Annotated in this window: 18 protein-coding genes and 1 other annotated feature; of the genes, 1 reads left to right on the plus strand and 17 read right to left on the minus strand. The window is 46.0% G+C overall.

Annotated features, from left to right (window positions below):
- Positions 1-30: 30 nt before the first annotated feature.
- The 9 genes from mreD to BTA30_RS19145 form a co-directional block, all read right to left on the minus strand.
- Positions 31-549: a rod shape-determining protein MreD gene (gene mreD / locus BTA30_RS19105; protein WP_076763001.1), complete on the minus strand. Its 519-nt coding sequence runs from the start codon at positions 547-549 to the stop codon at positions 31-33.
- Entirely contained in the window at positions 546-1,457 is a 912-nt protein-coding gene (gene mreC, locus BTA30_RS19110) for a rod shape-determining protein MreC (RefSeq protein WP_076763003.1), read from the minus strand. The genes mreD and mreC overlap by 4 nt, the downstream gene beginning before the upstream one ends.
- Before the next feature lie 30 nt (positions 1,458-1,487).
- On the minus strand, positions 1,488-2,498 hold the full coding sequence (locus tag BTA30_RS19115) for a rod shape-determining protein (RefSeq protein ID WP_076763005.1): 1,011 nt from the start codon (positions 2,496-2,498) through the stop codon (positions 1,488-1,490).
- Between the two features lie 87 nt (positions 2,499-2,585).
- The gene (gene radC / locus BTA30_RS19120; RefSeq protein ID WP_076763007.1) at positions 2,586-3,260 is read right to left on the minus strand and encodes a RadC family protein; all 675 of its coding nucleotides are present in this window, start codon (positions 3,258-3,260) and stop codon (positions 2,586-2,588) included.
- 54 nt (positions 3,261-3,314) lie between these two features.
- Positions 3,315-3,887, minus strand: a complete 573-nt coding sequence (locus BTA30_RS19125; protein WP_076763009.1) for a Maf family protein — start codon at positions 3,885-3,887, stop codon at positions 3,315-3,317.
- A gap of 159 nt (positions 3,888-4,046) precedes the next feature.
- Positions 4,047-5,075, minus strand: coding sequence for an SPOR domain-containing protein (locus tag BTA30_RS19130; protein WP_076763011.1), 1,029 nt, complete (start codon positions 5,073-5,075; stop codon positions 4,047-4,049).
- Positions 5,076-5,282: 207 nt separating this feature from the next.
- Positions 5,283-6,032: a prepilin peptidase gene (locus tag BTA30_RS19135; RefSeq protein ID WP_076763013.1), complete on the minus strand. Its 750-nt coding sequence runs from the start codon at positions 6,030-6,032 to the stop codon at positions 5,283-5,285.
- A 142-nt stretch (positions 6,033-6,174) separates the two neighbouring features.
- The gene (locus tag BTA30_RS19140; protein WP_076763015.1) at positions 6,175-7,473 is read right to left on the minus strand and encodes a bifunctional folylpolyglutamate synthase/dihydrofolate synthase; all 1,299 of its coding nucleotides are present in this window, start codon (positions 7,471-7,473) and stop codon (positions 6,175-6,177) included.
- Positions 7,474-7,551: 78 nt separating this feature from the next.
- Positions 7,552-10,194, minus strand: coding sequence for a valine--tRNA ligase (locus BTA30_RS19145; protein ID WP_076763018.1), 2,643 nt, complete (start codon positions 10,192-10,194; stop codon positions 7,552-7,554).
- A gap of 60 nt (positions 10,195-10,254) precedes the next feature.
- Positions 10,255-10,485 (minus strand) — a binding site (T-box leader).
- Between the two features lie 167 nt (positions 10,486-10,652).
- On the opposite strand from BTA30_RS19145, the gene BTA30_RS19150 reads away from it, so the two are divergent.
- Complete coding sequence (locus tag BTA30_RS19150) at positions 10,653-10,844, plus strand: YszA family small membrane protein (protein WP_076763020.1); 192 nt, start codon at positions 10,653-10,655, stop codon at positions 10,842-10,844.
- A gap of 20 nt (positions 10,845-10,864) precedes the next feature.
- Here the strand turns inward: BTA30_RS19150 and ysxE are convergent, their stop codons facing one another.
- The 8 genes from ysxE to hemA form a co-directional block, all read right to left on the minus strand.
- Positions 10,865-11,887, minus strand: coding sequence for a spore coat protein YsxE (gene ysxE, locus BTA30_RS19155; RefSeq protein WP_076763022.1), 1,023 nt, complete (start codon positions 11,885-11,887; stop codon positions 10,865-10,867).
- 27 nt (positions 11,888-11,914) lie between these two features.
- Positions 11,915-13,474, minus strand: coding sequence for a LysM peptidoglycan-binding domain-containing protein (locus tag BTA30_RS19160; RefSeq protein WP_076763024.1), 1,560 nt, complete (start codon positions 13,472-13,474; stop codon positions 11,915-11,917).
- 147 nt (positions 13,475-13,621) lie between these two features.
- Positions 13,622-14,917 carry a glutamate-1-semialdehyde 2,1-aminomutase gene (hemL, locus tag BTA30_RS19165; protein ID WP_076763026.1) on the minus strand — a complete coding sequence of 432 codons (1,296 nt, stop codon included), beginning with the start codon at positions 14,915-14,917 and terminating at the stop codon, positions 13,622-13,624.
- A gap of 25 nt (positions 14,918-14,942) precedes the next feature.
- The gene (gene hemB, locus BTA30_RS19170; protein ID WP_076763028.1) at positions 14,943-15,917 is read right to left on the minus strand and encodes a porphobilinogen synthase; all 975 of its coding nucleotides are present in this window, start codon (positions 15,915-15,917) and stop codon (positions 14,943-14,945) included.
- Positions 15,918-15,920: 3 nt separating this feature from the next.
- Complete coding sequence (locus BTA30_RS19175; protein WP_076763030.1) at positions 15,921-16,712, minus strand: uroporphyrinogen-III synthase; 792 nt, start codon at positions 16,710-16,712, stop codon at positions 15,921-15,923.
- Complete coding sequence (gene hemC / locus BTA30_RS19180) at positions 16,702-17,643, minus strand: hydroxymethylbilane synthase (RefSeq protein WP_076763032.1); 942 nt, start codon at positions 17,641-17,643, stop codon at positions 16,702-16,704. The genes BTA30_RS19175 and hemC overlap by 11 nt, the downstream gene beginning before the upstream one ends.
- Before the next feature lie 34 nt (positions 17,644-17,677).
- Positions 17,678-18,508 (minus strand): cytochrome c biogenesis protein, encoded by an 831-nt coding sequence (locus tag BTA30_RS19185; RefSeq protein ID WP_076763034.1) that lies wholly within the window; start codon positions 18,506-18,508, stop codon positions 17,678-17,680.
- 5 nt (positions 18,509-18,513) lie between these two features.
- A complete protein-coding gene (hemA, locus tag BTA30_RS19190) occupies positions 18,514-19,875 on the minus strand; it encodes a glutamyl-tRNA reductase (protein ID WP_076763037.1) in 1,362 nt (453 codons plus the stop codon).
- Positions 19,876-20,008: the final 133 nt, after the last annotated feature.

Below are 20,008 nucleotides of genomic sequence, written 5' to 3' on the forward strand. Positions count from 1 at the left end.
ATTTCGACATCGGCTCATAAAATCCTTTTTTTACTCGTCCCTAAGCTCTTTCTTAAGACTGGTAAAAAACCATTTAAACGGATAGATGAGTAAAATACCGCCGACAGCGTTCAGCGCAAGCGTAGGCAGAAGCCTTCCAAGCACAAATTGGTGGAACGGCATGATTTCCGGACGAATCAACATCTGCACGCCGTATTGGTAAAACTCAAGAATGCAGACGGCGAGCACCGATATAAAGATGACGACGAGCGCATTCGTCTGCAAAACTTTAAATGCTTTTGACGATAAATAGCAAATACCGGCAAAACCAAACATATATACACCTAAAAGGTCGGTATAGTTAATATCATATAACAGTCCGAAAATAAATCCATATGTAATAGCAAAAGGCTGATTGACATAAGCCGTCATAAAAACCAAAACCAGCAGAATAAATCGCGGAATCAGCTGCTGATCCTCCGTTACAAAAGGGAGTTTGATAAAATCCGCATACACGCTGTCAGATACCAAAACAAACATCATGACGACGGGAAGAAGGAAACGTTTCACGAACCTTCCTCCTTTTCATCGTCCATCTTGTCGACATCAACCGTATCGAGCGTCCGGTCAACAACGATTACATTGTCAAGGTTATATAAATCAGCAGCCGGCTCGACGTAAGCTATTTTCGTTAATCCGTAGGAATCCGGTTCCACCTCTGTCACTTTTCCGATCGTTAAGCCCTTCGGAAAAACGCCGCCTGCTCCTGAGGTTTCGACAAGATCTCCTTTTTTCACTTCCCTATCTTCATCAGGCTCAATAATCTCCATTGAAAGCGCCTTTTTGTCGGCATCATATCCGTTAATGATGCCGTTTACTGTTTTCTTGCCTTTATCTGCAGCGATGACCGTAGAAATTCTGTTGTTTCTGTCTGTTGCACTTAATAGCTGGACAATCGAAGTGAAATTATTCACTTTTGTGCTTTTGATTTTCCCGATCAGGTTTCCGGTCTCATCTGTTACCGCCATATCCTTTTCAACTCCGTGTTTTGAACCTTTGTTTATCGTGATCAGGTTCCACCACTCATATTTATCCGGATTTCTGGCGATGACACTAGCTAAAATCGGCGTGTAGTCTTTGATTGACTTCAAATGGCCAAGCTCTTCTCTCAAAGACTTATTCTCATTTTCGAGCTCCTGAAGCTTTGCTTCATATTGTGTTTGGCCGTCCAGCTTCTTCCGCAGGCGTTCATTTTCTTTATACGTATTTTTTAAGTCCTCTACATTTTCAAAGAAGCCCGCGAAAAACTGAGCGGGCGTATGAAAAATAGTTTGGAATACACCAGTTGTATCGCCAATAAATTTTTCGGGCCAAGTTGCATTCCGGTCGTTCTTCAACGAAAATCCAATCATTGCCACTAAAATGATGATACAAAGGAGTAAAAGCATCAACCGTTTATTTGTAAAAAACTGCGGCATGATTATACACCTCTTCTATTCCCTGTGTCCTTAATTTTTGCCTTTAAATAGATGAATTTGCTCTAGTGCTTTACCTGTTCCGATCGCTACACAGTCAAGAGGGTCTTCCGCAATTAAAACCGGCATTTTCGTTTCTTCGCTGATGACTTTGTCCAAATGGCGAAGAAGCGCACCGCCGCCTGTCAGGACAATTCCTCGGTCCATAATGTCCGCCGCAAGTTCAGGAGGGGTTTTTTCAAGCGTATTTTTCACGGCGTCGACAATGGCGGTGACGGTGTCGCGCAATGCAGCCGTAATTTCTTTTTCGGTGATTTCAATGGTTTTTGGAAGTCCGGTTAAAAGATCACGGCCGCGGATTTCCATGCTTTCTCCGTTTTCAGGTGCTTCAGCAGAGCCGATTTCAAGTTTGATAGCTTCTGCAGTGCGGTCCCCGATCATCAAGTTATATGTTTTTCTGATATAAGTAATGATAGAATCATCCATTTCATCTCCGGCGACGCGGATAGACTGGGATGTTACAATTCCTCCGAGGGAAATAATCGCGACTTCGGTCGTTCCGCCGCCGATGTCGACGACCATGCTTCCTGTCGGCTCCCATACTGGAAGGTTCGCACCGATTGCCGCGGCAAACGGTTCTTCAATCGGGTATGCTTCCCTCGCTCCAGCCTGGCGAGTGGCATCAATAACCGCCCGCTGCTCAACGGCTGTAATGCCTGAAGGCACACAAACCATAACATAAGGCTTTCTTGCAAACAATCCTTTGTTTTTCACAGCTTTACTAATATAATGTTTCATCATCGTTGCCGTTGTTTCGTAATCAGCGATGACTCCGTCTTTCATCGGGCGGAGTGCAACGACATTCCCGGGAGTCCGTCCAATCATGTTTTTCGCGTCGTTTCCGACTGCGACAATTTGTTTTGTGTCCGTTTGCAGCGCTACGACAGAAGGCTCTCTGACAACAATTCCTTTTCCTTTAACAAAAACAAGCGTATTCGCCGTTCCTAAATCTATTCCAAGGTCTCTCGCACCAATTCCAAACATTTGTATGTATCTTCCTTTCTTAAAACAAAATTCCTAAGCAAAAACCCATAAACTCTATTATAGCTTAATTTAATGAAAAAAAAAGTGTTACAAATATCCTTTTTCTTTTAAGCTCACAAATTTTTGATCGCCGATGACAATATGGTCGAGCAATTCGATTCCGAGGAGCTGTCCGCATTCGCCAAGACGCCTTGTTACATCAATATCCTCGCGGCTCGGAGCCGGATCTCCTGACGGATGATTGTGGACGCAGATGAAAGAAGCGGCAGACCGCTTCAAAGCCTCTTTAAACACTTCCCTTGGATGGACAATCGAAGAGTTCAAGCTTCCGATAAATACCGTGCGTTTGTGAATCACTTGGTTTTTAGTGTTCAAGTAAAGGCAGACGAAGTGTTCCTGTGATAAAAAACGCATGTCCTCCATTAAAACATTCGCTGCATCTTCCGGAAAGCGGATCACGTGCCGCTCTTCATAAACCAGTTTGTGAATGCGCCGTCCAAGTTCAAGCGCCGCCAAAATTTGAACGGCTTTTGCACGGCCGATTCCGGAGATGCTGGAAAGTTCCTCAACTGAGGCTTCTTTTAATAAGCGCAGTCCGTCAAACGTCTGTATCAGGCGGTTTGACAGCTGCAGAACCGATTCTTTTTTTGTGCCGGTCCTGAGCAGAATCGCCAGCAATTCATGGTTGGACAGGCTTTCGGCGCCTATGTTCAGCAGCCGTTCCCTCGGCTTTTCATCTTCCGGAAAGTCTCTTAATTTCAAAGGCTGATCGTTTATGATAAACCCTCCCTGTGATTCCCCTTCTCGTTCGGTTCATCAAAAGGAGTGAAGAGCAAATTTTTTCAGCACTCTCATCGTTTTGGAAATCGGCAGGCCGACTACTGTATAATAGTCTCCCTTTATATGCCTGACAAACAGCGCGCCTTTTCCCTGTATCCCATAAGAACCCGCTTTATCAAACGGTTCGCCTGTTGCGATATAGGCGCTGATTTCCTTATCTTCAAGGGGCCAAAAAGTGACCTCGGTTTCTTCAAAAAATGTTTCGCATCTGCTGTTTGACTTGATACAGACACCTGTGAGTACTGAATGGGTTTGTCCGGAAAGCATCCTGAGCATCCGTTCCGCCTCATCGGCATCTTTGGGCTTGCCCAAACAAACGCCGTCATAACACACAATGGTGTCAGCGCCAAGTACAACAGCATCAGGATATTGTTCGGCTACTACCCGCACTTTTTGTTCCGCCAACCATTTGACGTTTTCTGCGGGTGAAAAGTTTCGGTTTAATTTTTCTTCCGCTTTGCTGACGACAATACTGTACGGAATTTGCAGGAGATCGAGGAGTTCCTTTCTGCGGGGTGATTGTGAAGCCAAAATCAGCGGTTGTGTCATAAGAAGCCATCCTTTCAAGGGTTTTTGCATAAGAAAAAAAGATACCTGTTTTATCCTACCAAAAGAACGCCGCATCCACAATTTCAGAAAAATAACTTTTTGATGACAAAAAGCGAGAAAATAAAAAACCAGCGCACCGGCTGGTTTTTCTTTTATCCTTTACTTGATTTGACCCAGCAAAAGCTGCTGGCTTTTCCAGCCGTTCGCTGCCGTCGGATTCTCCAGCAGGTCTACAGCTTCAAGTATGCCCTCTTTTATTTTTTCAGTGTCTCCGTTCGATTGAATCCCATCGATTTCCGCTTTCAGATCAGCGATGTTTTTTGAGGTGACCTCAGCGCCGAGAATTGCCTTCGCCGACAGCTCTGCAGCTTCCTTAAATACCGGGGTCAATCCTGAAGCGAGTGAAATCGGAAGCTCCTTTCCGCCCCATGCTTCAAAATCATTTTCTATTAATATCTGCCCAAGTTCAGATGTCATTTGCTTTTCCCCGGTTATGCCGGCAATGACATAAAATCCGTCATCTTTTGCAAGCGTTACGGCAGCATACCCCTTATCAACAATTTGAGAAGCCATAGCTTCCGCCCCTTCTTTTGAAGAAAACTTGCCCGCTTGGACGGCAAAACTTTTAAATTCTTCACCTGCTTTGCCGGCAGCTTTTTCTCCTTCTGTCTGCTGTCCGTCATCACCAGCTTTGGCCGTCTGGCTGTCTTCTGCATCTGCACCGAGGCTGCCCGATGCCGGCACTCCTTCTTTATTGGCTGCCAGATTCAGCGCAAACACCCCAAGACCGGTGCCAAGCAAAACGGCAAAAATAATCGTTGCCGCGAAACGCTTAACAGGATTTGAAAGTGATCTTTTAGCCTTTTGGTAGCTTTTGTTTTCGTTTTTCTTTTGATATGGCGCCACCACTTTCGGGTCGTCTTGATACACGTTTTCTTCTTCATCCGGCGAAACCCATGTAAACTCGTCCGCCTCGGGTTTTCCGTCTTCTTTTGAAGCCGAAATTTCCTGTTCTGCCTTTCGCTTTTCTTCCCAATTCGAAAAGGTTAGTTTTTTTTCTTCATTTTTCTTTAAAAACTCTTTTTCAGTTCCGTAAATCGTCTCTTCCTTACCGTTGATCATCACTTTTAGCGGATCTTCTTTCGGCGGTTGTCCTGCAGAATTTCTCTTGCTTTTCCGTTTTTTCATGTCCTTCCCTCGCTTCCGTTCTAAAATTATAGTTAGCTTTAAGACGGAAACCCGCCCGCCTTTATGAAACGTGCCAGCAGAGGGAAGCCAAAAGGAAGGAGGAGTTCTCCTAAAGGCTGTCCCTCTTATTGTCCACACTTTATCACAGCCCGAAAAAAAAAGAACAAGACTTTTGTCGTCTCGCTCAAAAAGGTTTCGTCAATTTTTTCAAACAAGCATAAATTGAATATATCGATCTATCAATTGTTGGCCGTAAAAACAGGAAGCAAGCGTTCCGATCAAAATGGCAGGTGCAAAAGGCATCGGCTCCCGCCTTTTAACCTTTCCTGCCAGTATTCCGGCAATACCCAGCACGGTTCCGGCCGCTGCGGAGAGGAAAAACACGAGAAATATCAGCCTGGAGCCGAGGACAAAACCAATAACGGCAAACAGCTTGACATCTCCCCCGCCGATTCCATTCCTTGTCACCACCACTGTAAACAGCGGAAGCAGGAAGCCGGCTATCGCTCCTGTCAAACTGGAATGCCACGGCTCAAGCGGAACCAGCACTCTGCCAATGACGAAAAAAGGCAGAAAAAAACAAAGGATGGCATCCGGAATCACCATATACACGACATCTGAGACAAAAACAATCAGCAGCAAGGAAATAAGAGCGAGTGCAATCACCAGTTCTCCCTGACAGCCAAACCGGAGCCCCGCCAAAACAAACAGCATGGCTGCAGACAGTTCAACAGCAGGGTAAACAATAGAAACAGGGCTTTTGCAGCCTCTGCATCTTCCTTGCAGAAATAGATAGGATAAAACCGGTATAAGCTCAAGAAAGGTCAGTTTGCGGCGGCAGACAGGACATGAGGAGCGGGGGGTGATCAGAGATATTTTTGCAGGTATGCGGCGGCCGGCGGCATTAAAAAAAGAGCCGAACACTAAGCCTGCTAGAAAAAGATATGCCAAAAACATAAGCATCAGCCTCACATGTGAATTTTCCCGGCTGGAACATATGCGGCCGGGAGCAGTTATTTTAGCAAACAGAAAGAAATTTCGCTTTTCTAAAAAATAAAAAATGCGCTTTTAGCCGAGGCTAAAAACGCATTTTTATTTCTCATTTTTTCAAAACCGACCTGACGGCAGAAATAAAGTAAAGCGAACCCGTGATGACAACAACCGATTGTTCATCCACAGTTTTTTCTTCAATCAAATGAAAGACGGAGTCGATTTGTTCATCATATGTTTTATGGCTGGATCGGCTCTCTTCGAACATCTTTTGGGCAGATTCGGCTCTCGGGAATTCAAAGGACGTAAAATGAATGGAAGACGCAAACGCCTCCATTTTGCGAATCATTTCTGTATATGGCTTATCCTTTAATGCACTGAAGCAGACATGGACATTCCGATCCGCAAAGCGGGCCGCAATCGTCTCGGCCAGCCTGTCCACGCCCTCCTTGTTATGAGCACCGTCAATAAATGTCAGCGGTTTGTCCAAAATTTTTTCAAAGCGGCCGGCCCATGCCGCTTTTTTTATACCGGCACGTATATCCCGCGGGCTGATGTGTGCATGTTTTTCAGCTGTCAGCCACTCAGCTGCAAGAATCGCTAAGGAGGCATTTTGCCGCTGATGGGTGCCGATCAGACTCGTTTCCATCTGTTCGTAATGATGAGCCGGTGTTTTAAGAGAAAACTGTTCGCCATCAGGCAATGAGTGTTCCCCATATCGTTCACACCGCTCATGAAGGGACATATGGGGGGATTCGTTTTCCTTTGCTTTACGTTTGATCACATCGGCCGCTTCAGGCTGGTGAACGGCTGTTAAAACGGGAACGCCAGGTTTGATGATCCCCGCTTTTTCACAGGCGATCTCTTCAAGCGTTTCTCCCAAAATCGCCGTATGATCATAGCCGATTGAAGTAATGACCGTCAGGATCGGTTCAATGACATTCGTTGAATCCAGGCGGCCTCCAAGGCCGGTTTCAAAAATAACAAAATCGGTCCTGCGGTACTTTGCAAAATATAAAAATGCACACGCCGTAATGATTTCAAATTCGGTAGCCGCTCCGAATTCGGTTTTTTCAAGCTCGAGAACAAGAGGGCCGACTTCATTAAAGAGCGCCGTCCATTCTTCATCTGAAATCGGCATGCCGTCAACACTGATCCGCTCATTAAAGGTGATGATAAACGGAGAAGTGAAGGTGCCTGCTGAATACCCGGCTTCATTTAATATCGAGCGGATAAAAGCGATCGTTGACCCTTTTCCGTTTGTTCCGGCTACATGGATGGCGTTGAGCTTTTTCTCAGGACGGCCAAGCGCTTCTAGCAGCCAATCCATCCGTTCCAAACCCGGCTTGACGCCAAATTTGAGCCTTCCGTTAATCCATCTGAGTGCTTCATCAAATGTTTTGAACAAGCGTATTCCCTCTCTTCAATGATGAAGGTGCTTTCCAGCCTTGCCTGAGGCCGGAAAACACCCTCTTTTTTCGGATTTTTAGTTTTTCAATTCAGCGATCCGCTTTTCTACAGCTTCCCGCTTAGCTGTATAATCGGCTTCTTTCGCCCGTTCTTCTTCAATGACGTGTTCCGGCGCTTTTTTGATAAAGCCTTCATTGCTTAATTTTTTCTGAACCCGTTCAACTTCCTTCGTCAGTTTATCGAGCTCTTTTTGAAGGCGGCTGATTTCTTCGTCAATGTTGATCAGACCCTCGAGCGGCAAGATCAATTCGGCTCCTGAAACGACAGCTGTCATCGCTTTATCAATCGCTTTGACATCCGTTCCGATTTGAAGCAGGCTCGGATTTGTGAAGCGCTCCACATATGAGCGGTTCTCTTCAAGACGGGCAGCGATTTCCGTCGAGCTTGTTTTAATATAAAGCTCAATCTGTTTGCTGAGCGGCGTATTGACCTCGCTGCGGATGTTCCGTACGGCGCGGATCACTTCAACGAGAAGCTTCATATCTGCCGCAGCCTCTCTGTCGGAATATTCCTTGACGGCTTCAGGCCACTTCGCGACAGTAATAGATTCTCCTTCATGAGGAAGGTGCTGCCAAATCTCTTCTGTCAGGAATGGCATAAACGGATGCAGAAGACGCATCGTCTGATCCAGCACATACGCTAAGACGGAGCGGGTCGTCTTTTTCGCCGCTTCATCATCGCCGTAAAGCGGAAGTTTGGCCATTTCGATGTACCAGTCGCAGAAATCGTCCCAAATAAAATTGTAAAGGTGGCGGCCGACTTCACCGAATTCATATTTTTCAGCGAGCTGTGTCACCGTTTCAATCGTTTCATTCAACCTCGTTAAAATCCACTTGTCGGCGACCGATTTTTCACCGGATAAATCGAGTTCATCGTATGTCATGCCATCCATATTCATTAATGCAAACCTTGAGGCATTCCAAATCTTGTTCGCAAAATTCCATGTTGATTCAACTTTTTCAAAGCTGAAGCGCAGATCCTGTCCAGGCGAGCTTCCTGTCGCAAGGAAGTAGCGCAGTGAATCAGCTCCGTACTTATCGATCACTTCCATAGGATCGACGCCGTTTCCGAGTGATTTGCTCATCTTACGGCCCTGGTCATCGCGGATGAGTCCGTGAATCAAGACATCTTTAAACGGACGTTCTCCCGTAAACTCGATACCTTGAAAGATCATTCTGGATACCCAGAAGAAAATAATATCATAACCGGTCACAAGGACGTTTGTCGGATAATAGCGCTTGAAATCTTCAGCGTCAATATCAGGCCATCCCATCGTTGAAAACGGCCACAGCGCCGAGCTGAACCACGTATCAAGAACATCTTTGTCCTGTTCCCAGCTTTCGGCGTCTTCAGGCGCTTCAAGTCCGACATAGACTTCACCTGTTTCTTTATGATACCAGGCCGGAATCCGATGACCCCACCACAGCTGACGGGAGATGCACCAATCACGGATATTTTCCATCCAGTGAAGATATGTTTTTTCAAAGCGGTCTGGAACAAAATTGACTTTCCCTTCGCTTCTTTGCAATTCGATTGCCGCATCGGCAAGCGGCTGCATGTGGACGAACCATTGTGTTGAAAGGTACGGTTCAACGACTGCGCCGCTGCGCTCGCTATGTCCGACGGAATGCGCATGCTCTTCGATTTTGAAAAGAACGCCCTGTTCTTGAAGGTCTTTGATGATTGCTTTGCGGCAGTCAAAACGATCCATTCCTTTATACTGAAGGGCATTGTCATTCATTGTTCCGTCTTCATTCATGACAAGAATCCGTTCAAGGTTGTGGCGGTTTCCGATTTCAAAATCGTTCGGATCATGGGCAGGCGTGATTTTAACAGCGCCTGAGCCGAATTCCATATCGACGTATTCATCTGGGACAATCGGAATTTCTCTTCCGGTGATCGGCAGAACAACCGTTTTTCCGATTAAATGTTGATACCGTTCATCTTCTGGATGCACCGCGACTGCCGTGTCTCCCAGCATGGTTTCAGGACGGGTTGTCGCAATCTCAATGGAGCCTGAACCGTCTGTCAGCGGATAGCGCATATGATAGAACGCGCCTTGAACATCTTTATAAACGACTTCAATATCAGACAAAGCCGTCTTTGTCGCAGGGTCCCAGTTGATAATATATTCCCCGCGGTAGATCAGGCCCTTTTCATAAAGCTTGACGAAAACTTCGCGGACCGATTTTGAAAGCCCTTCATCAAGGGTGAAACGCTCTCTTGAATAATCGAGGCCAAGGCCGATTTTTGCCCATTGGCTGCGAATGAAGTCGGCGTACTCCTCTTTCCACTTCCATGTTTCTTCAAGGAATTTTTCGCGTCCCAGGTCATAGCGTGTTTTGCCTTCTTCACGGAGCTTTGCTTCAACCTTTGCCTGTGTGGCAATTCCAGCATGGTCCATCCCCGGCAGCCAGAGCACGTCATATCCCTGCATCCGTTTCATTCTTGTCACAATATCCTGCAGCGTCGAATCCCAAGCATGCCCCAAGTGCAGCTTTCCGGTTACATTCGGCGGGGGGATGACAACGGTATACGGCTCTTTTTCCGGATCGTTTGCGGCTTCAAAAAATTTGCCGTTCACCCAATATTCATATCTGTCTTTTTCAATTACGGCCGGATCATATTTTGTCGGCATCGTCAGTTCTTGTTTATCCATTTTTAAACCTCCAGCAATGTTAAACGGCTGATCAATAGAAAAGAGCCCTCTTTATCCTAATAAAAGGACGAAGAGAACTCTTTCGCGGTACCACCTTTTTTCATGAATGCTAAACACACATTCATGCACTTAAATGGGATAACGGGACTTTCCCGAATTTCTCTACTTTTCGGTTCAAGAAATTGCGCTCCTGGGCGACCTTCCAAAAAAGACTGGCTGGGAAGCCTTTCAGCATGGGCATCCCTCTCTGTAAGCGTCTGTTTTTGTACTCTTCCCATTCAAAGCGGGTGTCTATTGATCTTTCAGCACGTACTTTTTCTTGTTCTTATATTACTAAATCTTTTTCAATTTCGTCAATCATCTTTTCCGTTTTTATCTTGTTTTATACAAGGCTGGGCCATGCACACGAGTTTATTTTTCTCATATGATGCTGTAACGAAAAGGAGAGGAGGCATAAGGTGCGAAAAAAATTCAACACACACTCACTCCAGCCTTGGCTGAAACAAATCAGGCTTGTCGCTGTCCAGATCGTCCTCCCGATTACGATCTTTCAAGGCATTCGAACCATTATCTTCCCAACGACATTTGACGTTCTCCTTTTGGGCATTTTGATATTCCTTGCATGCGCCTTCCACCTTGATTGGATTTAATGCATGCAAAAAAGTCCGCATCATGATGATGGGGACTCTGTTTCTTCCTGCAATTTTCGGTTTTCTTCTGTTTCAAGGATATTCATCACGAGCGGCTCGGCATTTTTCATTTGCCAATACGCCTTCAGCAGCCTCGTACAAGCTTCTTGTTCTCCGATTCTCTTCTCTGTCTGATAGCGGTCGAGCACAGAAAAGACCGCCCCAGGGTAAGCCATATAGCTTAAGAATAAACGGATTTCTTCCTCTTGCAAAGGATAAACATTGTGATACGTATAAAACCAGTTTACACAATCTGTGCACATCACAGGATTGGTCTTAAACATTCTGGTGTAAAACACGATCAGATCATTCGCAGGCGGTGCATATCCCGTTTTTTCAAAGTTTGTAAAATAGCCAGTTCCCATATCGTTATACAGAAAATGACGAACCGACAATTGTCCGTGGTTTAAAACAATTCTGGAAGACTCTTTATCTTTGATGGCTTCTTGCCACTCATCAAGGCGGCTAAGCGCGAAATCAACGGCTGATATCGTCTCTCTGTAATACATAGCTGCCTGAAGCTGAAAAGGGGACATATACCATTCGGTTTCCGCTCTGCTTACCATTTCTTCATATTTTCGCTTCTGCGCCTCCCATTCGCTTTTTGTCCTTTGATAGTGCCTGAGTATATCTTCCCGCCTCATTCCAAGCTCTTTTTCCGTTTTCTGATGGAGAAGCGCGATTTCTTTAAACAAATATTCGTGTTTCTGATCCCGCTCTTCCTCTCTTTCAAGAGCGAGCCATGGCATTAAATAGCAAACTTCAGCACCCGCTCCGGTCAAAAATTCCCCACCGCGATTTCTGTAGACGGGAACAAAATGTCTATAGCCTTTTTCCTCCAGCATGATCATCTGTTCTGTAAAACGGGCGTTCCTTGAAGCTTCTAGTTTTTTTAAAGCAAATACACCGTGATCTGTATACACCTTCCATACTTTTGAACTGACAGGCTCTATATATTCAGCCCTAAGACCGTATTCATTTAAAACAGACTGGATGTCTTCCATTCCGTTCACCACATTTTTGCAAATACATTAGGCATGGCTATTATGATAATCAGGAATATATAGTATTTGTCCTTCTTTTAATTCCTCATCAAGAGAAAGGGTATTCATTCGTATGAGCTGCTGAGCATTAATGTCGTAGCGTTCGCACAGAAGATCGATTGTATCATTTTGCTGAACGATGCACATCCTCATTCGCGAAAACTCCTCCTCTCCCTGCTTTGTAAACAATTTTGTCAAATAAAGAGCATTATCATTCTCTTTAGCGGATACATTCTCTTCATCATATTCATCTCTTGCTTCTTTTTCAGGCTCTGTCTGCTCATGAAACGAGTATTCAGGAATCTCGATCGTTTCGCCTGCTTCCTCTTCTTCTGCTGATTCCTGGGTTACTTCAATGTCAAATGAATCCGGCTCTCTTTCCTCTTCTTCATTTTCTAAGAGAGGAGGAGCGCCGAAAAACGGTGTTTCTTTTGTTTCTTCATCACCGGTATAAGACCTGTAAAGCGGTTCCGGCTCTTCGCTTTCTTCTCTTTTCAGCTCAACTTTAGCATCTTCGGCATATTCAGCGGTTTCCAGTGAGTCTTCAGAGCTTTCACTGGTTTCCAGTTGAGTTTCAGCATCATCGGGGCTTTCATGGGATTCTGCTTGGGCTTTCGGATCTTCACGGCTTTCATGGGATTCTGCTTGAGCTTTCGGATCTTCACGGCTTTCATGGGATTCTGCTTGAGCTTTCGGATCTTCACGGCTTTCATGGGATTCTGCTTGAGCTTTCGGATCTTCACGGCTTTCATGAGATTCTGCTTGAGCTTTCGGATCTTCACGGCTTACATGAGATTCCGTTTGAGCTTCCAGTTCACGTTTTGCCCTTTCTGCTGCAGACAAAGACGCTGTGAAAAACGGTTTTGCTTCACTTTCAGAATGTCCGAGGAACGACTGATAAATCGGCACTGTTTCTTCACCGGTCTCCTCATCTGCTTTTTCCGCCTCATCGTATAGCTGCCCGGCTTGATCATCGTACGGACTTTCCAGATTAATCAAGAATTCTTGCTCTGAATCGGCTTCTTCTCTTTCGCCGGCTCTGTAGACCGGCTCAAGTTCCTCCTCTGCTTGAGCTGCAGATTCAAAATCAGGCGGGGTATGAACCTTTTCTCTCTCATCCGCTTCACCGCTCACATTCAGCAGGCCTTCAATTGCCAAGTCCGCCTGAATCGTCAGCATCCGGGCATCTGTCAGCTGATAATCGAAAGCATCAATAAATACAAACACGTCATTTAAATGATTGACTTTGTTTTTCGGGATTGTAATATCCACAGGGAAACAATGCGTCAGCTCCGCGCTGCCGTCCCCATTCAGCTTCACGTCTTCCACAAATCGGCTTGTCGCAGGCAGCTGAGCATACTCCCGGGTTTGATCTATGTTGTATTCGCCTGTCAGCTCTAATGACCCTCGTATTGATACATAATCATTTACTTCCTGAACGGAAATATCCGGATCCAATGAAATCGATAATAGTTCGGATACTTCCTGTCCTTTTTGAAAACAGATCGACTCTTCTACAGAAAATTGCAAACGATTGTTTTGCGGCAAAATGATATCCTCCCTTCACCTAATTTTTAAAATTAGATGTCAGTAAAGATGTATGAAAAAAACCGGCAGAATATGAACAGAAATATCAGCATGTGTTTTTGAACGCAAACAAAAAAGCCGCCGGCAATACCGGCGGCTCTGCTTGCTTTACTTGGAACGGCTGATTTGGCTAAATACACGTTCAGCTGCTGTGATCGTATGTTCAATGTCTTCATCCGTATGGGCGGTTGACAAGAACAGCCCTTCGAACTGGGACGGCGGAAGGAACACGCCTTCATCAGCCATGCCTTTATAATAGTCGGCAAACAGGTTAAGGTCAGACTGTTTGGCTGTGTCATAATTGATGACAGGTTCATTTGTAAAAAAGAAGCCGATCATTGAACCCGCACGGTTGAATGTATGAGGAATGCCATTTCTTACGGCGGCTTCGGAGATTCCTTTTTCCAATCTGTCTGCTTTACGGGAGAACTCCCTGTAAGAATCAGGCGTCAGCTGTTTCAATGTTTCAAGCCCCGCCGTCATTGCAAGCGGATTGCCTGAGAGCGTTCCTGCTTGGTAAATCGGACCGCTCGGCGCAATTTTCTCCATGATTTCAGCTTTGCCTCCGTAAGCGCCGACGGGAAGACCGCCGCCGATAACTTTACCGAGGCATGTCAAATCCGGTGTCACGCCGAAATAGCCTTGTGCACAGTTGTAATCCACTCTAAAGCCTGTCATGACCTCATCGAAGATCAAGAGAGCGCCGTATGTCTCGGTCAGCTCGCGAAGCCCTTCTAGAAACCCTTTAACAGGCGGAACAACCCCCATATTCCCCGCTACAGGTTCAACGATGACACCGGCAATGTCATCGCCGTATTCCTGAAAGACCAGCTTCATGCTTTCCAGATCATTGTAAGGAACAGTCATCGTGTTTTTGGCAATGCTCTCAGGAACCCCAGGGCTGTCCGGGAGACCGAGCGTTGCGACTCCCGAGCCAGCTTTGATGAGCAGCGAGTCGCCGTGTCCATGATAGCAGCCTTCAAATTTCACAATTTTATTCCGGCCTGTGTATCCTCTCGCCAGCCTCAAGGCGCTCATGGTGGCTTCGGTTCCCGAGCTCACCATACGTACGATTTCTATGGAAGGAACGCGGCCGATAACAAGTTCGGCAAGCTCGGTCTCAACCTTTGTCGGCGCACCGAAGCTTGTTCCGTATTGAGCCGTTTTTTGAATCCCGCTGACGACTTTTTCATTGCTGTGTCCTAAAATAAGCGGGCCCCATGATAAGACATAGTCGATATATTCGTTTCCGTCAATATCATAGATTTTCGATCCTTTTCCCCGTTCCATGAAAATGGGGTCCATGTTTACAGATTTAAAAGCTCGGACCGGACTGTTCACTCCGCCCGGCATGACTTGTTTCGCCTCCTCGAAAGCCGCTTTAGACTTTTCATAGCTGCGCATCCTCTAAAACCTCCAGTTCATTTTCTTATTCAGCAATCCACTTTGCCGCATCTTTCGCAAAATACGTAATGATCAAATCGGCGCCGGCCCGCTTCATGCTTGTCAGCATTTCAAGGACAAGCGCTTTTTCTTCAATCCAGCCGTTTTGGGCAGCGGCTTTGACCATGGCATACTCACCGCTTACGTTGTACCCGACGACAGGCAGATTGCATTCGTTTTTCACCTCACGGACAATATCCAGGTAGGAAAGCGTCGGTTTGACGATCAGGAAATCGGCGCCTTCTTCCACATCGGATTTCGCCTCTCTGAGGGCTTCCCGGCGATTGGAATAATCCATTTGATATGTTTTCCGATCCCCAAACTGCGGGCTGCTGCCGGCTGCATCGCGAAACGGACCGTAAAAAGCGCTCGCATATTTTACAGCGTACGACATAATCGGCACATTTGTAAATCCTTCCTGATCGAGCGCCTCCCTGATAGCTGCAACGAATCCGTCCATCATGTTTGACGGAGCAATAATGTCTGCGCCTGCGCGTGCTTGGCTGACAGCCGTTCTCGCCAAAAGGACGAGCGATTCATCATTTAAAATTTCACCGTTTTCCACAAGGCCGCAGTGGCCGTGATCCGTATACTCGCAAAGACATGTATCAGCGATGACGACAAGCTCCGGAAAATCTTCTTTAATTTGAGAAATCGCTTTTTGCACGACGCCATGGTCATGAAACGCTTCACTTCCGACATCATCTTTGTGCTCAGGCACACCGAAAACGATGACCGATTGAATGCCTAAACCAACGACTTCCTCCATCTCTTCTTTCAGCATGTCTAAAGACAGCTGGTACACTCCCGGCATGGAAGGCACTTCACTTTTCACGTTCTGTTCTTCCGTCACAAAAATCGGGTAAATGAAGTCAGATGCTCTTAATTCGGTTTCTCTTACCAATTTCCGCATGCCTGCTGTCGTACGCAGACGGCGGTGTCTATGAAATGATGCTTCCATTTTTCATTCTCCTTTTCTTGAAATGCGGCACATCGTCTCCAGCATTCCGTCAATTGTGTAAACGCTTGGCATGTATGAAGAAATCCCGTATTCCGACAGCGCCTTCTTTGTCAAAGGGCCGATGCTGACAAAAACGGTATGGCCTTTTTCGGCCCATATTTTACTTTCCGCTTTCAGAATGTCCATAAATGTATGTACCGTCGAAGAACTCGTAAACGTCACAAAATCAAATGATTTCCGGGCCGCCGCTTCTTTCAGTTCATGAATTCCCCGCTGGTCAGGAACGGTCTCATATAAAGTCCATTCTGAAATATCAATTCCGAGGGGGGAAAGGGTTTTTTGAATGACATCACGCGATAAATTCCCTTTCAAAACCGCTACTTTGTCATCCCGGCTCACCTTTTGCTTTAAAGCCTCTGCCAGCTGTTCGGCCACATAAACATCTGGCATGAGATCCACCGGGAGATCTCTGTCTCGCAAATAACGGGCGGTTTTTTCACCGACAGCGGCAACTTTCACCTTTGATGCTGCCGGCAGGGTCATCCCGTGACCTTCCAGGTATGCAAAAAAGAATTTGGCGCCGTTTACGCTTGTAAAGACAAGCCAGTCCGCCTCATCAAGAGCAGCTTGAAAAAGCGGCGCTTGTTCCGAGGATAAGGCGGGGCGGAATGTAATCAAAGACGTTAAAACCGCTTCTCCTCCCAAACCTTCCACTCTTCTTCCGAAAGATTGTGCTTGGGATTTATTGCGGGTAACGAGCACCTTTTTTCCCTGCAAAGGAAGCTCATGCTTCATGATCTTCCAGCTCCTGTTTGACCCGGTCGATTAAAGCCTTTGCTCCTTTTTTTGACATGATCGCTGCACATTCGCGGCCGACAGCTTCAGGGTCTATACCTTCCACTTTTTCCTTGTACACCGTTTTGCCGTCAGGAGAGGCGACAAGACCGGTCAATTCAATGACATCCTCTTCATTCATCGTCGCAAATCCTGCAATCGGGACTTGGCATCCGCCTTCCATCGCATGAAGAAAAGCGCGTTCAGCCATGACCGTCTGCTGTGTATAGCGGTCATTCAGCCGGGAAAACAGGGACAGCAGCTCTTCGTCCGAGGCTCTGCATTCAATCGCCAAAGCGCCTTGCCCCACTGCGGGCAGACAGCTCTTTGGGTCAAGGAATTCTGTTACGACATCTTCCTTCCAGCCCATTCTTGACAGGCCTGCCGCCGCTAAAATAATCGCGTTATATTGCTCCGTTTCAAGCTTTTTCAGCCTTGTGTCAATATTTCCTCTGATCCATTTGATCTCAAGATCGGGGCGAATCTGCAAAAGCTGTGCGCTTCTCCGCAGGCTGCTCGTGCCTACTACCGCTCCTTGTTTCAGATCCGCGAGCTTTTGGTGTCCCTTTGAAATGAGCGCATCGCGGACATCTTCCCGCTTCGGAATACAGCCGATCATGAGCCCTTCAGGGAGCGCAGACGGCATATCCTTCATGCTGTGAACCGCCATATCGATTTCTCCCGCGAGCATCGCCTGCTCGATTTCTTTGACGAAAAGCCCTTTCCCGCCGACCTTTGACAGGGTGACATCTAAGATCCGGTCGCCTTTCGTCACGATTTCCTTTATTTCGAACGTAAAATCCGGATTTAATTCCTCCAGCTTCTTAATTACCCATTTTGTCTGGGTCATCGCCAATTTGCTTCTTCTTGAGCCTACGATGATATTTCTCATGTTTTATCCTCCCACTTCCGTACGGGCAACCATTTTAACTAAACCAATGAAATTGGGAAAAGCTGCCGAGTAAAAAGAAATTGATTAAAAGTACAAGAAAAGATGCGGTATTCCACATGGCCGCAATCCTTCCCTGCAGCTCTTTGACAATCCTGATAAATAAATAGTATCCATATAAAAAAAGCAACACAATCGAACCAAGCACCTTGGGGTCCGTCCAGTACAGGGTTTCAAGTGATACATAAGACCAAATAATCCCCAGTATCAAGCTTAAGAGCAGCATCGGAACCCCGATGATGTTGAGGACGTATGCCATATAATCAAGCTTTGACAGATCTTCAATTCTCAGAAGCCATTTTCCCCATTTTTTCTTTTTCAATAAGCGGTACTGAAAAAGATAAAGCACCGAAAAGACGAATGACAAAGAAAATGCTCCGTATGAGAGAATCGCCATTGTAATGTGAATGATCAAAAGCTCTGATACGAGCCTTCCCGAAAGCTCTGCCGACTGCTGAGCCGTCGGTGTAAACGTGTGAATCGCCACCATGGAAAATCCGATCACATTTGTAAAAAAGACAAGAAAATCTACTTTTAAAAGCTTTGTCAGCACAAGGGACAGCGTGACAAGCACCCACGCGTAGAAATAAAGTCCCTGAGCGTTATTCAAAACGGGAAATGCATCTGTATACCGCATAAAATAGAAGAGATACACCGTCTGAAGAATCCAGACAATAGAAAGCAACCAGAAGGCCGTTTTTCCTGCCTTCCGGTTGTGCTGTAGAAAATCTATAAAATAAAAGAGGACGCTGAGCGCATATAACACGATTGTCACTTCATTAAGCCTTGCTAGCAATGTGTCCGTCATAGCCGTCACTCGCTCGCGATCGAAGTAAAGCCCTGCTGATTTTGCTTTTTAAGCATATGAACAGGCTGACGCTCATCTTGTTCCTTTTCAGCCGGTAAAGCCGCTTCTTCAATATCAAAGATTTGCATAAACAAAGCGAGCTTCTCTTCGGCATCCGATTCTGACGCGAATTCCTTCACTTTCAAAATCGGGTCTCGCAAAAGCTGGTTGATAATGCTTTTCGTATGCTTGTTTAAAAGCTTTTTTTCTCTCGTGCTTAAATGAGGGAGTTTCCGTTCGATGCTTTCCATCGTTTCCGACTGGATCGACAGGGCTTTTTCTCTTAAAGCCGAGATGACAGGCACGACGCCGAGCGTATTTAACCACTGCTTAAAAGCAACGATTTCCGCCTCGATGATCAGCTCCACCTCTTCGGCAACAGCCTGGCGCTCCTTCAAGTTCTCTTCAACGATGCCTTCGAGGTCATCAATGTCATACAAAAAGACGCCTTCCGCTTCGCTGAGAGCAGGGTCAAGATCACGCGGAACAGCAATATCCACCATAAAAAGCGGACAGCCTTTGCGAAGCTTGTTGACATGTTCAATCATTTCTTTTGTAATGACATACCCGTTTGCCCCCGTTGAACTGATGAGAATATCGGCTTCCATTAAAGCGCACTGCAGTTCATTCATGCTTTTCGCCTTGCCTGAAAAGCGGCCGGCAAGCTCTTTCGCTTTTGAAAAGGTTCTGTTGATGACCGTAACCTGTCCGATCCCTTGGCCGTGAAGGTTTTGAACGGCAAGCTCCCCCATTTTGCCTGCACCGAGAATCAGCACGTGCTTATCTGATAGATCGCCGAAGATTTTTTTGGCAAGCTCAACGGCAGCATAGCTGACAGATACGGCGTTGGAAGCGATGTCTGTTTCGGCATGGCAGCGTTTGGCGACAGTGACCGCCTGCTTAAACAAATAATTGAAAACGGTACCAATTGTTTTCTCTTCCTGAGCCAGCTTGAAACTTGTACGAACTTGGCCCAAAATTTGCGTTTCTCCGATTATCATCGAATCCAAACCGCAGGAAACCCGGAACAAGTGTTCAACAGCTCCGTCATTTTCATAGAACTTTAAGTAGGGCGAAACGTCTTCCTTGCTCACCCCAAACCAATTCGCCAAAAACATTTTCATATAATAACGTCCGGTGTGCAGCTGATCTACGACTGCATACAGCTCCGTCCGATTGCATGTCGACACGATGATGTTCTCGAGTATGCTTTTTTCCTCTTTTAACTGCGACATGGCCTGCCCCAGCTCACTCGGCTGAAAGGTTAATTTTTCGCGTATATCAACAGGGGCTGATTTGTAATCCAATCCCACGACAAGTATATGCATAATGCTTGCTTGCACCCCCAACATCTATCTAAATTAGAATAATTACAATATAGAATTTATTATTCAAAACGATTATAACATATATTCACTATTTTCTCTTCACAAAATGTGAACAGATTTTAAAAAATTGTTG

This window comes from Bacillus swezeyi (genome assembly GCF_001969815.1).
Classification (GTDB): Bacteria; Bacillota; Bacilli; order Bacillales; family Bacillaceae; genus Bacillus; species Bacillus swezeyi.

Coding starts and splice junctions, on each gene's coding strand:
- BTA30_RS19115 (WP_076763005.1), bottom strand. CDS start 2,498: ATGTTTGGAATTGGTGCGAGAGACCTTGGAATAGATTTAGGAACGGCG.
- BTA30_RS19125 (WP_076763009.1), bottom strand. CDS start 3,887: ATGACACAACCGCTGATTTTGGCTTCACAATCACCCCGCAGAAAGGAA.
- BTA30_RS19130 (WP_076763011.1), bottom strand. CDS start 5,075: ATGAAAAAACGGAAAAGCAAGAGAAATTCTGCAGGACAACCGCCGAAA.
- ysxE (WP_076763022.1), bottom strand. CDS start 11,887: ATGGAAGACATCCAGTCTGTTTTAAATGAATACGGTCTTAGGGCTGAA.
- BTA30_RS19185 (WP_076763034.1), bottom strand. CDS start 18,508: ATGACGGACACATTGCTAGCAAGGCTTAATGAAGTGACAATCGTGTTA.
- BTA30_RS19175 (WP_076763030.1), bottom strand. CDS start 16,712: ATGAAGCATGAGCTTCCTTTGCAGGGAAAAAAGGTGCTCGTTACCCGC.
- BTA30_RS19135 (WP_076763013.1), bottom strand. CDS start 6,032: ATGTTTTTGGCATATCTTTTTCTAGCAGGCTTAGTGTTCGGCTCTTTT.
- hemC (WP_076763032.1), bottom strand. CDS start 17,643: ATGAGAAATATCATCGTAGGCTCAAGAAGAAGCAAATTGGCGATGACC.
- BTA30_RS19145 (WP_076763018.1), bottom strand. CDS start 10,194: ATGGATAAACAAGAACTGACGATGCCGACAAAATATGATCCGGCCGTA.
- hemA (WP_076763037.1), bottom strand. CDS start 19,875: ATGCATATACTTGTCGTGGGATTGGATTACAAATCAGCCCCTGTTGAT.
- hemB (WP_076763028.1), bottom strand. CDS start 15,917: ATGGAAGCATCATTTCATAGACACCGCCGTCTGCGTACGACAGCAGGC.
- mreC (WP_076763003.1), bottom strand. CDS start 1,457: ATGCCGCAGTTTTTTACAAATAAACGGTTGATGCTTTTACTCCTTTGT.
- hemL (WP_076763026.1), bottom strand. CDS start 14,917: ATGCGCAGCTATGAAAAGTCTAAAGCGGCTTTCGAGGAGGCGAAACAA.